Source organism: Janibacter cremeus, assembly GCF_029395675.1.
Classification (GTDB): domain Bacteria; phylum Actinomycetota; class Actinomycetes; order Actinomycetales; family Dermatophilaceae; genus Janibacter; species Janibacter cremeus_A.
Genome location: NZ_CP115184.1, coordinates 1,845,673 through 1,859,361 on the forward strand (window position 1 = coordinate 1,845,673; position 13,689 = coordinate 1,859,361).

At 71.3% G+C, this 13,689-nt stretch carries 13 protein-coding genes and 1 tRNA gene; 3 read left to right on the plus strand and 11 right to left on the minus strand.

Annotation, left to right across the window (positions count from 1 at the left end):
* Window positions 1-622 precede the first annotated feature (622 nt).
* Entirely contained in the window at window positions 623-1,531 is a 909-nt protein-coding gene (locus O9K63_RS08605; protein WP_277237057.1) for a hypothetical protein, read from the minus strand.
* A gap of 139 nt (window positions 1,532-1,670) precedes the next feature.
* Window positions 1,671-1,749, minus strand: a tRNA-Gln gene (locus tag O9K63_RS08610).
* 69 nt (window positions 1,750-1,818) lie between these two features.
* On the opposite strand from O9K63_RS08610, the gene O9K63_RS08615 reads away from it, so the two are divergent.
* Window positions 1,819-2,460 (plus strand): TetR/AcrR family transcriptional regulator, encoded by a 642-nt coding sequence (locus O9K63_RS08615; protein WP_277237059.1) that lies wholly within the window; start codon window positions 1,819-1,821, stop codon window positions 2,458-2,460.
* 1 nt (window position 2,461) lies between these two features.
* Here the strand turns inward: O9K63_RS08615 and O9K63_RS08620 are convergent, their stop codons facing one another.
* Together O9K63_RS08620 and O9K63_RS08625 are read right to left on the minus strand one after the other, a co-directional pair.
* Entirely contained in the window at window positions 2,462-2,821 is a 360-nt protein-coding gene (locus tag O9K63_RS08620; protein ID WP_277237061.1) for a VOC family protein, read from the minus strand.
* A complete protein-coding gene (locus tag O9K63_RS08625; protein ID WP_277237062.1) occupies window positions 2,818-3,618 on the minus strand; it encodes a methyltransferase domain-containing protein in 801 nt (266 codons plus the stop codon). Before O9K63_RS08625 ends, O9K63_RS08620 begins: the two co-directional genes overlap by 4 nt.
* A gap of 115 nt (window positions 3,619-3,733) precedes the next feature.
* Between O9K63_RS08625 and O9K63_RS08630 the strand changes: the two genes are divergently transcribed.
* A complete protein-coding gene (locus tag O9K63_RS08630; protein ID WP_277237064.1) occupies window positions 3,734-4,240 on the plus strand; it encodes a MarR family winged helix-turn-helix transcriptional regulator in 507 nt (168 codons plus the stop codon).
* 1 nt (window position 4,241) lies between these two features.
* Here O9K63_RS08630 and O9K63_RS08635 read toward each other — a convergent pair whose 3' ends face one another.
* The 7 genes from O9K63_RS08635 to O9K63_RS08665 all read right to left on the minus strand — a co-directional run bounded on the left by O9K63_RS08635 (window position 4,242) and on the right by O9K63_RS08665 (window position 12,726).
* Window positions 4,242-6,050: an ABC-F family ATP-binding cassette domain-containing protein gene (locus tag O9K63_RS08635; RefSeq protein WP_277237066.1), complete on the minus strand. Its 1,809-nt coding sequence runs from the start codon at window positions 6,048-6,050 to the stop codon at window positions 4,242-4,244.
* The gene (locus O9K63_RS08640) at window positions 6,050-6,985 is read right to left on the minus strand and encodes a 4-(cytidine 5'-diphospho)-2-C-methyl-D-erythritol kinase (RefSeq protein WP_277237068.1); all 936 of its coding nucleotides are present in this window, start codon (window positions 6,983-6,985) and stop codon (window positions 6,050-6,052) included. Before O9K63_RS08640 ends, O9K63_RS08635 begins: the two co-directional genes overlap by 1 nt.
* Window positions 6,982-7,875 carry a 16S rRNA (adenine(1518)-N(6)/adenine(1519)-N(6))-dimethyltransferase RsmA gene (gene rsmA, locus O9K63_RS08645; RefSeq protein ID WP_277237070.1) on the minus strand — a complete coding sequence of 298 codons (894 nt, stop codon included), beginning with the start codon at window positions 7,873-7,875 and terminating at the stop codon, window positions 6,982-6,984. Before rsmA ends, O9K63_RS08640 begins: the two co-directional genes overlap by 4 nt.
* A gap of 92 nt (window positions 7,876-7,967) precedes the next feature.
* A complete protein-coding gene (locus O9K63_RS08650; RefSeq protein WP_277237072.1) occupies window positions 7,968-9,173 on the minus strand; it encodes a resuscitation-promoting factor in 1,206 nt (401 codons plus the stop codon).
* Window positions 9,174-9,348: 175 nt separating this feature from the next.
* Window positions 9,349-10,224, minus strand: a complete 876-nt coding sequence (locus O9K63_RS08655) for a TatD family hydrolase (RefSeq protein WP_277237074.1) — start codon at window positions 10,222-10,224, stop codon at window positions 9,349-9,351.
* Complete coding sequence (gene metG, locus O9K63_RS08660; protein WP_277237076.1) at window positions 10,224-12,035, minus strand: methionine--tRNA ligase; 1,812 nt, start codon at window positions 12,033-12,035, stop codon at window positions 10,224-10,226. The genes O9K63_RS08655 and metG overlap by 1 nt, the downstream gene beginning before the upstream one ends.
* 100 nt (window positions 12,036-12,135) lie before the next feature.
* Window positions 12,136-12,726 (minus strand): TetR/AcrR family transcriptional regulator, encoded by a 591-nt coding sequence (locus tag O9K63_RS08665; RefSeq protein ID WP_277237078.1) that lies wholly within the window; start codon window positions 12,724-12,726, stop codon window positions 12,136-12,138.
* Between the two features lie 101 nt (window positions 12,727-12,827).
* Here O9K63_RS08665 and O9K63_RS08670 point away from each other — a divergent pair, with 101 nt between their 5' ends.
* Window positions 12,828-13,625 carry a CPBP family intramembrane glutamic endopeptidase gene (locus tag O9K63_RS08670; protein WP_277237080.1) on the plus strand — a complete coding sequence of 266 codons (798 nt, stop codon included), beginning with the start codon at window positions 12,828-12,830 and terminating at the stop codon, window positions 13,623-13,625.
* Window positions 13,626-13,689 lie beyond the last annotated feature (64 nt).

The window sequence follows — 13,689 nt, forward strand, 5'->3', positions numbered from 1 at the left end:
TATTCCGGCGCGCTCGCCGCCGCGAGTGCGAGTCCGGCGGCCCAGCCGGGAGCCCGCCCGCCCGCAGGAGGGGACAGTTCGGCGACAGGGACCCCGGAGACCAGGAGCAGCCAGGAGACCAGCGAGTTCGAGTTCCACATGTCCCTCGCCGGCGGTATCCGCCGCCCCCAGGTGAGTGCGGGGATCTCGCGGGTGTGTCGAAGTAGTGATTGTGCGGTTCCTTCGTCACCGGCGACCGTGACGGGACCGCCCACGGCCCACTCCCGGTCCGGGAGGGTTCCGTCGCGCCAACACCGCACTTCGTAGCGGAAGGGGCTCGACCGTCCGAGCACTCTCAGCCCGACGGGACCGGTTACCACGACCCCTCGGTCCTCGCCCTTCGGTCCTGCCCATTGAGGAGCCATCTCGATGATGTGGCGATGCCCTTCGGTCGACACTTCCACCGCGGCATGGAAGAGCGGTTGCGGTGCCCTGTGTGCGCGAAACGCGTCGACCAGCTCCCACCACCGGCTCGTGTGCCGGACGACATGCCCACCGGCACCGACCGGGAGCCACCACAACACGACCGCCCCCGCCTCCCCGGTGTCACGGTCATCGGAGTGCGGGGCAGCGTCGGGGGCACTCATTCGAACCAGACCCTGTGGGTGAGCTGATGAGCGGTTGGGCGAGGGCGAAACAGAGGCAGGAAGATCCACACGGCGAGGCCCGCGAAGAGGATGGCGACCGCGCCGAACATGATTGCCTGACCGGGCACAGCGTGGGGGTCGTCGTTGATGATCATGGTGGCGCTCATCGCGGCCACGCTCGGGGGGACCAGCGCGTACCACCCCATCAGCCCATACAAGGCCGTGTGTGCCAGGCGTATGCCGCGGAGCAGTCCGATGCCCGCCACCAAAGTCGCCGGCACGACGACCCCGAGGTCGAGCAGGAAGATGGACCAGAAGAAGGTGTGTGCGTCGGCGAACTCCGACGGCAACGCCCCACCCAGGACGACGGGCAGGTAGCGCGTGATGATGAACCCCCCGAGCAGCAGCAGGATCACTCCGTATGCGCGTCGCCTGCGGTTGGTCAGCTGCGGCAATGACTGCCGGGATGCCAGGACCCACGCCCACACGCCAAGGGCACCGGACAGCGTGAAGATGACGGTGTGGAAGAGGACCGTGCTGGTGTACCTGTCGTACTCGGGGCCGAGGACGTACTGCACAAACATGTAGGCGCTGTAGGCCGCAGGCCCGAAACCGAGGAACGGTGCCGCAGCACCTCCTTGGAGCGCCAACAGACCGGCGATGAGGGTGAGCGGTACGACGAGGCCAAGGGTGACCACTTCCAGGCCGATCGTTTGGTTCAGCAGTGTCCCGGTGATCGGGTACCGGATGATCTCGGTACCGAGTGGGCCGAGAACCGTGTTCATGATGAGCGCGGCGGCGAGTGTGAACAGACCAACCGCAAACATCCGAGGAGCCCCGCTCGGTGCGGCCGCACGTGGACGGGTCGTGCGGTCGGAAGAGTCGAACATGGCGTCTCGGGACATCAGGCTGCCCTCCTCTGCCCCACCCTGCGGGGCATTGCCTTCACCTTGAGGCTACGTCCGTTCCAGGGCGGGCTCTCTCCGGAGCGACCGTGAGAGCACCCGGCGTCAGCCACGGCAGGGGCCACATCGCGCTGATCTGCTCCCCGGGTAGGAGTCGAACCTACGTCGCTTGTCCTGATTCAAAGTCAGGCGGGCCCTGCCGACAGACCAACCGGGGAACGCCGCCCATGGCGGCACGGGACAGGGTAGTCCACGCACCCGCAGCGCCTGTCACGGACAATGGGTCCATGACCGATCACGAGGACGTCGAGCGCCCACGGCGAGCACGCATGACGGGGGCGGCGCGGCGCGAGCAGCTCGTGGCCGTGGGGCGTCGGACCTTCGCGGCGAAGGGGGTGGACGGCACCTCCGTCGAGGAGGTCGCCGCGGCGGCCGAGGTGTCCAAGCCGATCGTGTACGAGCACTTCGGCGGCAAGGAGGGGCTCTACGCCGTCGTCGTCGATCGTGAGCTGCGGGCGCTGACCGAGGCGGTCACCGCCGCGTTGGTTCAGGACGGCACCGAGCGCGTGACGCTGGAGCGGGCCGCGCTCGCCCTCCTGGACTACATCGAGAGCTCCCCCGACGGCTTCCGCATCCTCGTGCGGGACGTCTCCGGCACCGCACCCACCGGCACCTACGCGTCGCTGCTCTCCGACGTCGCCGCCCAGGTGTCGCACATGCTCTCCGACGCCTTCGAGCGGCGCTCGATCGCCACGACGCACGCACCCATGTACGCGCAGATGCTCGTCGGGATGCTCTCCCTCACCGGCCAGTGGTGGCTCGAGACCCGCACCCCCGCCAAGGAGGAGGTGGCCGCGCACGTGGTCAACCTCGCGTGGAACGGCCTGGGTGGCCTCGAGACCGAGCCCGACCTGCGCACCCATCGCTGAGTCAGGGCTGCTGCAGCTCCACCCGGTTGCCCACCGGGTCGTCGGTGTGGAAGCGCCGGACACCCGGGATGGAGTCGTCCCACCGGACCTCGCCACCGGCGGAGGCCACCCCCTTCGCCACCGCATCAACGTCCTCGACGAGGAAGCACGGGTGCGCCTTGCGCGCCGGCCGGAAGTCCGCCTCGACACCGCAGTGCAGCTGCCGGTCGCCTGCTTCGAACCACACGCCACCGCGGGCGGCGAGGACCGGCGGCTTGGGGATCTCGGGCATGCCGAGGAGGTCACCGTAGAAGCCACGCAGGTCGTCCTCGCTGCCGGCGGGGCAGGCTATCTGGACGTGGTGCAGACCGACGACGCTCACGGCTTGCGACCGACGGCGAAGACCCGACGGAAGGGAAGCAGCACACCGGCCGGGGTGCGCGGGTATGCCTTCTGCACCTTCGCGGCGTAGGTGGCGATGAACTCCTCCCGCTCCGCGCCCTCCTCGAGGACGTCGAGCATCGGCTTCAGGCCCGTCCCGCTCACCCAGTCCAGGACCGGGTTGTCGCTCGTGCCCTCCGGGTCGAGCACGTGCGTGTACGTCGTCTCCCACGCCTCGACGGCCAGGCCGTGCGCGCTGATGATCTGCAGGTAGGTCGCCGGCTCACCGGCGCCGTAGCGCGTGCTCGCCGCCTCCAGCTCGCCGCTGCGCGCGTGCGCGACCGCCGTCTCACGCATCAACGCGTGGGTCGGGGCATCGAAGTTGCCCGGGACCTGCATCCCGAACCAGCCGCCGGGCGCGAGCGCCTCGAGCCAACCCTCGATGAGGGGCAGGTGGCGCGGAACCCACTGCAGCGCAGCGTTGGTCACGATGACGTCCGGGGCCGCGCCGAGCTCGGTGATGTCCCAGTCGGACAGGTCCGCCTCGACCCACTCGACCCGCCCGTCGGTGTCGAGCTCGCGGGCGGCCGCGAGCATCTCCGGGCTGCTGTCGACCCCGACGACGCGGGCGTCGGGCCACCGCTGCGCGAGGGAGAGCGTCGTTGGCCCGTGCCCGCAGCCGAGGTCGACGACGAGCCCCGGGTCCTCGGCACGCACCCTGGCCATCAGGTCCTCGAACGGACGGATCCGCTCGCTCGAGAACTGCCCGTACCGGCTCGGGTCCCACGTCACTGCCATGTGTCGCCTCCTGAAGAATGGTGACCGCGAGCCTAGCCGCCACCACCACACCCACGACGGGTGGTGGGCGACATACTTCGACGTCAAGATTCACGATGATGGGTACAGTTCGGGGATGAGCAGCCGCCACGACCCCGCGGACGACGTCGACGCCATCGTCGAGGCCTGGCACCGCGAGCGACCCGACCTGGACACCGAGCCGCTGCACGTCTTCTCGCGCGTCTCCCGGCTGGCGCGGCTGCTCGACCTCGACCGGATGAACGCCTTCGCGCAGCACTCCCTGGAGGGCTGGGAGTTCGACGTGCTCTCCGCCCTGCGCCGCGCCGGAGACCCCTACCAGCTCTCCCCCGGGCGTCTCGTGCAGGAGACGCTCGTGACCTCGGGGACGATGACCAACCGCATCGACCGCCTCGCGACGAAGGGCTGGGTCGCGCGCCTGCCCTCCCCGACCGACCGGCGCGGGGTCATCGTGCAGCTGACCCGCGAGGGCCAGGACCGCGTCGACGCCGCGATGGCCGACCTGCTCACCCGCGAGCGCGAGCTGCTCGCCTCGATGCCGACCGACGAGCGTCTCGCCCTCACCGGGGCCCTGCGCCGACTGCTCGCCCCCTTCGAGGGCTGACTCAGCCGACGAGCTCGGCGGCCTCGAGCCACTCCAGCTCGAGCATCTCCTTCTCCTGCGCCAGCTCCCCGAGCGTGGCGTTGAGCTCGGCCAGCTTCTCGTGGTCGTGCACCGCGTCGGCCATCGCGTGGTGCAGCCTCTCCTCGCGCTCGCTGAGCTTGGTCAGCTGCTTCTCCACCCGCGCCATCGCCTTGCGGGCCTCCCGCTGCGCGGCGGGGTCGACCTCCGGCTCCGCCGGTGCGGGCGAAGGGGGCGCCGCTCCCCCCTTCGCCGTGGTCGCCGCAGGCATCTGCGAGCGCAGCCGGAGGTACTGCTCCACTCCCCCCGGCAGGTCGCGGATGCGCCCGTCGCCGAGGAGGGCGATCTGGCGGTCGGAGAGCCGCTCGAGGAGGTAGCGGTCGTGGCTGACGACGAGCAGGGTGCCGGCCCAGCCGTCGAGCACGTCCTCGAGCTGGGTCAGGGTCTCGATGTCCAGGTCGTTCGTCGGCTCGTCGAGGAGCAGGACGTTGGGCTCGTCCATGAGCAGCCGCAGGATCTGCAACCGGCGCCGCTCGCCCCCGGAGAGCTCGCGGACCCGGGTCTGCTGGCGCCCGCCGGAGAAGCCGAGTCGCTTGGCCAGGTGGGAGGCGGTGACCTCCTTGTTACCGAGCATCGTCACCTTGCGCACGTCCTCGACCGCCTCGATGACGGTGCGGTCGACGAAGCGCTCGAGCTCCCCGACCTCCTGGGTGAGGTGGCCGATGCGCACCGTCAGGCCCTGCTTGCGCTTGCCGGAGGTCAGCGGGATCTCCCCGGAGAGGACGCGCAGCAGCGTGGACTTGCCGGCGCCGTTGACGCCGACGATCCCGATGCGGTCGCCCGGGCCGAGGTGCCACGTGATCCGGGAGAGCAGCTCGCGCTCGCCGAGCCGGAGGGAGGCGTCGAGCAGGTCGATGACGTCCTTGCCCAGCCGCGTCGTGGCGAAGCGGACGAGCTCGACCCCGTCGCGCGGCGGCGGCTCGTCCTCGATGAGGGCGTTGGCGGCGTCGATGCGGAACTTCGGCTTGCTGGTGCGCGCTGGTGGGCCACGCCGCAGCCAGGCCAGCTCCTTGCGCAGAAGGTTGTTGCGTCGCTCGGCGGTGACCCGGGCGATGCGCTCGCGCTCGGCCTTGGCCAGCACGTAGGCCGCGTAGCCGCCCTCGTACTGCTCGACCCGGCCCTCGACGACCTCCCAGGTGCGCTCGGCGACGGCGTCGAGGAACCAGCGGTCGTGGGTGATCGTCGCGAGCGACCGGTCCGGCCGCGCCCAGCGGTTGACGAGGTGGTCGGCCAGCCAGGCCACGCCCTCGACGTCGAGGTGGTTGGTCGGCTCGTCGAGCAGCAGCACCTCGGGGTCGTCGACGAGGACCTTGGCCAGGGCGAGCCGCCGTCGCTCGCCCCCGGACATCGGGCCGATGCGGGCGTCGAGCCCACCCAGTGCGGGCGCCTCGAGGCCGCCGAGGAGGCCGGTGAGGACGTCGCGGATGCGCGCGTCGCCGGCCCACTCGTGCTCGGCCCGGTCGCCGAGGACGACCTGCGCGACGCTGGCCTCGGGGTCGAGGGTGTCTGCCTGCGTGAGCATGCCGACGCGGACGTGCCCGCCGAAGGTCACCCGCCCGTCGTCGATCTCGCGCTGGCCGGCGAGGACCTGGAGCAGGGTGGACTTGCCGCCGCCATTGCGGCCGACGATGCCGACCCGGTCGCCCTCACCGAGGCCGAGCGAGACGTCGTCGAGGATGTGTGCGGTGCCGAGCGTCAGACGTGCGCGCTCGACGGAGATGAGGTTGGCCATCAGACTCGTGTCGTCGGGATGATGTGGGCGCCGGCCACCGGACCGGTCGCACGCAGGATGTCACCGGCCACGCCGGAGGCGGTCAGCGAGACCGCGAGGTCGATCGCGCCCTCCGTCGACTCGGCGAGGACCGCGACCGTCGGGCCGGAGCCGGAGACGATCGCGGCGAGCGCACCGAAACCCATCGCGGCCTCGATGACCTCGCCGATGTCGGGGCGCAGGTCGATCGCGTCGGGCTGCAGGTCGTTGTCCAGGACCGGTGCCAAAGCCACCGGGTCGCCGGCGCGCAGGGCGCTCATCAGGGCGGCGCTCGGGGCCGGGTCCTCGATTGTCGTGCCGGCCCTCCGCTCGTCGAAGGCGCGGTAGACGGCCGGGGTGGACAGCCCCGTGTCGACGGACGGGACGAAGACCCAGTGGTAGGCCCCCTTCGCCAGCACGGCCGTGATCACCTCGCCGCGGCCGGAGCCGACGGCGGTGCCCCCGTGGAGGAGGAAGGGGACGTCGCTGCCGAGATCGGCGGCGACCTCCTCCAGCTGCTCCCTGGACAGGCCGGTCTCCCACAGCGCGTCGCAGGCGACCAGGGCCGCGGCGGCGTCGGCGGAGCCGCCGGCCATGCCGCCGGCCACGGGGATCTCCTTGCGGATCGACAGGTGGACCGGGTCCTGCCCGCCGGTGCGCTCCGCGAGGGCGCGGGCGGCCTTGAGTGCGAGGTTGCTCTCGTCGGTCGGGACGCGGTCCGCGTCGCGCCCGGAGACCGAGCAGCCCCACTCGTCGGCGTACGCGGCGGTGACCTCGTCGTGGATGCTGACGGCCTGGTAGACGGTCGCCAGGGCGTGATAACCGTCCTCGCCGCGCGGACCGACGAAGAGCTCGAGGTTGATCTTCGCGGGAGCACGCACGGTCACGGCCATGGGCGTCTCGAGCGGAGAGGTCATGTCGTCACCCTAGCCATGAGCTCGGCGGTGATCCGGGCGAAGCCGGCGACGTCGACCTGCTCCCCACGGGTGCGCGGGTCGATCCCCGCGGCGCGCAGGGCCTCCTCGGCCACCTCGCCGGAACCGGCGATCCCGCGCAACGCCGCCCGCAGCGTCTTGCGCCGCTGGGCGAAGGCGGCGTCGACGACGGCGAAGACCTGCTCGCGGGTGGCGCTCGTCTCCGGCGGCGCGTGCCGCTCCAACGAGACGAGACCAGAGTCGACGTTGGGCACGGGCCAGAAGACGCTGCGCGACACCTTGCCCGCCAGCCGCACCCGGGTCCACCAGGCGGCCTTGACGCTCGGCACCCCGTAGACCTTGCTCCCGGGAGCGGCGGCGAGCCGCTCGGCCACCTCGAGCTGGACCATGACCAGCACGCGCTCGATCGTCGGGAAGAGCTCGAGGAAGCGCAGCACGACCGGCACGGAGACGTTGTAGGGCAGGTTGGCCACGAGCGCGGTCGGAGGCGGTCCCGGGAGGTCGGTCACGGTCATCGCGTCGCCGTGGACGACCTCGAGGCGCTCCGCCGCGTCCGGCGCGAGCTGCGCGACCGTGCCCGGGAGCGCGTCCGCGAGCACCGGGTCGACCTCGACGGCGGTGACGCGGCCGGCGGTCTCCAGCAGCGCGAGCGTCAGCGAGCCCAGGCCGGGACCGATCTCGACGACGTGGTCCTGAGCGGTGACCTGACCGGCACGCACGATGCGGCGCACGGTGTTGGCATCGACGACGAAGTTCTGCCCCCACTGCTTCGTCGGCCGCACCCCGAGACGGTCGGCCAGCTCGCGCACGGCGCCCGCCCCGAGCAGGCCACGACGACCCCCTTCGCCGGGGGTGGTGGGGTCGGTGCTCATGGCATGGACTCTATGCGTGCCGGGGAGGGCGTCGGGACAGGAGCGGACCCCCGGACCAGCGAGGTCCGGGGGTCCGTTGCTGACGAAGGCGGTCAGGCCGCGTGCGCGCAGCCCCACGGCTGCGTCCCACGGTCGGCGTAGACGCGGTTGGCGACGGTGATCTGCTCCGCGCGCGAGGCCAGGTCGGCGCGCTGGGCGAAGTCGCCACCACCGGCACCGAGCCAGGTCTGGATGTCGAACTGCAGGCCGCCGTAGTAGCCGTTGCCGGTGTTGATCGACCAGTTGCCGGTCGACTCGCACTGGGCGATCCGGTCCCACATCGCGGCGTTCGACAGGTCGAGGCCGGCGCCCGACGAGCTGGAGCTGCTCGAGGAGTCGGAGGAGCTGGACGAGGACGAGCTGGTGCTGGAGGAGCTCGGCTCCGGGGCGGGCTCGGGTGCGGGCTCCGGCGTCGGCTCGGGCTTCTCCTTGGTGCCGACGACGACGATCTTCGCGAGGGGCTTCGCGGTGACCTTGCTGTCGGTCTCCTTGGTGCGGACCACGTCACCGTTCTCGTAGGTGACCTTGAGGGTGAGGGTCTCGCTGCCCGTCCTGCCCTCGCGCTCGACCGTGCGGGTCCCCTCGGTGACCGAGGAGTCGTGCTTGATCCTCGTCTTGAAGGGGATCGACTGCTTCTTGGTCGTGGTCTTGCGCTCGATGCGGTCGAGCGTGACCTTCATGTCGTCCTCGAGGCGGGCGTCCCCGCCGGGCTTGAGCTCGTCGTCGGAGTCGAACGCGATGTCCGCCTCCTTCAGCGCGGCCTCGACGGTGCCCGCGGTGACGGTCTCCGTCGACTTCTTGCCCGCGACGACGAAGGTGACGTCCTTGGGGGTGTTGACCTTCAGCTCGAGTCCCTGGCGACCGATCGACTGGCTGCGCGAGGCGGACAGCTTCGCGTCCTCGCCCCCGCGGATGCCCAGCTCCTTCAGCGCGGCGCCCACGGTCGTGGCGGTCGTCCAGTAGGTGCGCTCCTGGCCGTCCACCGTCAGGGTGAGCTTGCGGCCGTAGCGCACGACGATGGTCTGGTCGTTCTCGACGGGGGTGTCCGCCGAGGGCGTGACGACGTCGTGCTTGTCGAGGTCGATGCCCTGCTTGTCGAGGACGTCGCCCACGGTGCCGCCGAAGGCATGCACGGTCGACTTCTCACCGTCGACGGACAGCGCCACGGACTTGTCCATGGCGACGACCCCGGAGACGCCGAGCGCGAGGGCTCCGACGACGCCGGCCTGGGTGATGCGGCGGATGGCGGGTGAACTCACTGTGCTCCGTTTGATAGCTCTTCCCGGGCTCCGGCGTGCTCGCACAGGATCCCCCCAGTGAGTGGCGGGTCCGGTGTCGGCGAGTACTTCAGGGGAACCGGTCCCGGCCAACGGCGCACCACAATGCCTGACAGGAAACGCTCAGGTCAATTTTTGATAACGGAGGCGACGCACGTCACCACGCTCCGTACACTCGCGCGGCGTTGTCCGAGAGCGCCCGGCACATGGTCGGGACGTCCACTCCGCGGGCCTGCGCCATGCCACGGACGGTGTGCGGCAACAGGTACGGCGCGTTCGCGTTGCCCCGCTCGGGGGCCGGGGTGAGGTAGGGCGCGTCGGTCTCGGCGAGCACCTGGTCCAGCGGCGCGATCGCGAGCGCCTCGCGCAGGTCGCGGGCGCTCTTGAAGGTCACGGTCCCGGCGAAGGAGAGCAGGTAGCCGCGGTCGATGCACTCGCGCGCCATCGCGACGTCACCGCTGAAGCAGTGCAGGACGGTCACCTCGGGGGCACCCTCCTCGGCCAGGACCCGCAGCACGTCGTCGTGGCTGTCCCTGTCGTGGATCTGCAGCGGCTTGCCGGTGCGTTTGGCCAGGTCGATGTGCCAGCGGAAGGACTCCTCCTGCACCGCGTGGCCCTCCGGCCCGGTGCGGAAGTGGTCGAGACCGCTCTCCCCGATCGCGCGGATGCGCGGGTGCGCGGACAGGCGCTCGATCTCGTCCCACGCGGCCTGGAGTTGCCCGGCCTCGGCGAGCGCGGGGACCTCGTTGGGGTGCAGCGCGATCGCGCCGAGCATGCTCGGGTGGCGGTCGACCTGGTCGACGGTGAAACGGGCTCCCTCGAGGTCGCAGCCGACCTGGACGACCCGGTCGACACCGACCGTCGCGGCCTCGGCCAGGGCCGCGGCCACGTCCTCGGTGGTGCGCTCGTCGGGACCGTCCGGGGCGATGACGTCGGGGACGTCCCGGCGTCGGATGTCCAGGTGGGTGTGGTTGTCGACGACCGCGACGGGAAGGGGGTCGGGCCGGGCGGGCACGACGCCTCGGCCACCCATCAGTCCTCTCCCGCCATGGCCGCGCGCTCGGTCGCGACGACGACCTCGGGGTCGAGCTTGGTGAAGACCGGCGTCGGCTTGCCGATCGCCCTCCCGGCCGTCACCGGGGTGCTCTCCCAGGCGGGGAAGCCCGTGTAGTCGCCGGTGATGATCTCGTAGCCGGGGCCCCCGTCGAGGTCCTCCACCGCCTCGACCCTGGGCATCGGCACGAGCTCGCCGGACCCGCCGAGCACCGCGTGGACCCGGTTGGCCGCGTGCGGGAGGAAGGGGGCCAGCAGCAGGTTGCAGTCGCTGACGCACTGGAGCAGCGTGTGCAGGACCGTCGCGAGCCGCTCGCGCTGGTCGTCGCCCTTCAGCCGGAAGGGCTCGGTGTCGGTGACGTACTTGTTGACGTCGCCGACGACGCGCATCGCCTCGGCCAGGGCCGCCTTCTGGCGGTGCCGTCCGAGCAGACCGCCGACCTCGTCGAAGGCGTCACGCACCCGGGCGAGGACGGCCTCGTCGACCTCCTCGAGCGGTCCCGGCTGCGGGATCTCGCCGAAGTTCTTGGCCACCATCGACGCCGTGCGGTTGACGAGGTTGCCCCAGCCGCCGACGAGCTCGGAGTTGTTGCGCTGGACGAAGTCCGGCCACGTGAAGTCCGCGTCGTGGTTCTCCGGGCCGGCCGCGCAGATGTAGTAGCGCAGGGCGTCCGGGCCGTAGTTCTCGAGCACGTGCCGCACGTGGATGACGTGGCCCCGGCTGGAGGAGAAGGCCCTGCTCTCCATCGTGAGGAACTCGCTCGAGACGACCTCGGTCGGCAGGTTCAGCTCCCCGTACTCACCGGGGGAACCCCCCTTCGTCCCCTTGCCGGCGTAGGCGAGCAGCTCCGCCGGCCAGATCTGGGAGTGGAAGGTGATGTTGTCCTTGCCCATGAAGTAGTAGCTGACCTGAGTCTCCGGGGTTGCGTCTGCCACCCACCACTGGCGCCACAGGTCGGGGTCGCCCTGGCGGCGGGCCCACTCGATCGACGCCGACAGGTAGCCGATGACCGCGTCGAACCACACGTAGAAGCGCTTGGTGGGGTACTTCTCGCCGAGGGCGCCGGGCAGCGGGATGCCCCAGTCGATGTCGCGGGTCATCGCCCGCGGACGGATGTCGTCGAGGATGTTCAGGCTGAAGCGGATGACGTTGGGGCGCCACGTGCCCGTCGCCTCACGGCCCTCGAGGTACTCGCGCAGGGCGTCGGCCAGGGACGGCAGGTCGAGGAAGAAGTGCTCGGTCTCGCCGAACTGCGGGGTGGAGCCGTCGATCTTGCTGCGCGGGTCCAGCAGGTCGCTCGGCTCGAGCTGGTTGCCGCAGTTGTCGCACTGGTCGCCGCGGGCCTCGTCGTACCCGCAGATCGGGCAGGTGCCCTCGATGTAGCGGTCGGGCAGCGTCCGGCCGGTGCGCGGGTCGATCGCGACCTGCTGCGTCTGCTCGATGAAGTAGCCGTTGGCCCGGCACTGCTCGAACATGTGCTGCGCCACGCGGTAGTGGTTGCGTGCCGTGGTGCGCGTGTAGAGGTCGTACGAGCAGCCCAGGTCGGACAGCTCGTGGGCGATCGTCGAGTGGTGGATGTCGACGAGCTCGCGCGCGGTGGTTCCCTGCTTGTCGGCGAGCACGAGGATCGGGGTGCCGTGCTCGTCCGACCCGCTGACCATGAGCACGTCGTGGCCGGCCATGCGCATGTACCGGCTGAAGACGTCCGAGGGCACCCCGAAGCCGGCGACGTGTCCGAGGTGGCGGGGACCGTTGGCATACGGCCAGGCGACGGAGGAGAGAACCTTCATGGTTGCTCATCCTAGGTTCTGGCCGATCACGGCCTCGCCGCAGCCGAGCACCGTGGACCGGCGGCCGGCGAAGGGGGCGGCTCCCCTCGTCGCGAGCCGCTCACCCCTGCGGGATGAAGGCGGTGATGATGCGGCGGCCGATGTCGCGCACGAAGGCCTCGCGCTCGGCCTCCGGCCGCAGGAGCGCGGCATCGAGCACGCCCTCCATCGCGGCGATGATCGCCTGCGCCGCCGTCGGGACGTCGTCGACCTCGGCGAGGGTGAGGATCCGGCCGACGATCCCCTCGATGCGCGCCCGGGCCGGCTCCATCGCCGCGGCGATCTCCGGCTCGCGGGCCACCTCCCGGGCGAGCTCGGCCTTGGCGATCAGGGCATCCGGCTCGCGCAACCAGCCGGCGAAGACGTCCAGGGCGTTCTCGATGACCGCCTCGTCGTCCTCCCCCGCCTGCTGCTGACCGGCCAGGACCTCGACGCTGTCGATGAGGCCGGCCGCGATGAACTCCGTCAGTGCGGTCACGAGGGCCATGCGGGTGCGCAGGTAGCCCGAGGTGCTTCCCTGGGGCAGCCCTGCCTCGGCGTCGACGGCGCGGTGCGTCAGACCGCGCATGCCCCGAGCGGCCACGACCCGCGTCGCGGCCTCGAGGATGCGCTGCATCCTCGGCGACAGGCCGGAGTGCTCCTTCACGCTCATTGCGGTCACGGTACCCGTCGCGCGGGTCTCCCTCCCCCCTTCGCCCGTCCGCCCGGCTGCGGTGCCGTCCGGAGGGCGCGCCCCATCCCTAGAGTGGGGACATGCTGGCAGCCACCGAGCGCGCGGAGCCCTTCGGGCCCGGCGGGCAGCTCTCCCCCCGAACCGCGCTGACCGAGTCCGTGCTGGTCCTCGGGGTCTCCCTCGGGGCCTCGGCCCTGTGGTCGGCGCTGTCGCTGGTCCGCAAGTTCACCGAGCAGGAGTCACTGTCCGGCCAGGTGACCGCGATGAACCAGTCGGTCACCCCGGACCGCCCCTGGCTCGACCTGACCCACCAGCTGGTCGGGATCGGTCTCGCGCTGGTCCCCGTCGTCCTGGCCCTGCACCTGCTCGCCCGCCAGCACCCCCACCCCGCCCGACTCATCGGGCTCGACCGCCGCGCCCCCCTGCGCGACCTCGGCCAGGGCCTCGCGCTCGCCGCCGTGATCGGCATCCCCGGGCTGGGCCTCTACCTCGCCGCCCGCGCCCTCGACCTGAACACCACGGTCGCCGCGGCCGACCTGACGACCGTGTGGTGGACCATCCCCGTGCTCGTCCTCGCCGCCGGCCAGAACGCCGTGCTCGAGGAGGTCATCATGCTCGGCTACCTCTTCACCCGGTGGCGCGAGGCCGGCTGGTCGCCCGTCACCATCGTCGTCGTCAGCGCCCTCGTTCGGGGCAGCTACCACCTCTACCAGGGGCTGGGCGGCTTCGTCGGGAACATCGCCATGGGCCTGCTGCTGGGCGCCGTCTACCTCAGGGTCCGCCGCACCGCGCCGATGATCATCGCCCACTGGGTCATCGACATCGTCGCCTTCGTCGGTTATGCGCTGCTCGTCACCCGTGTCGACTGGCTGGGCTGACCCCTACCGACGGAGACGGCGACGGGCCCGCACCGAGTCGGTGCGGGCCCGGCGCTGCCGGTCT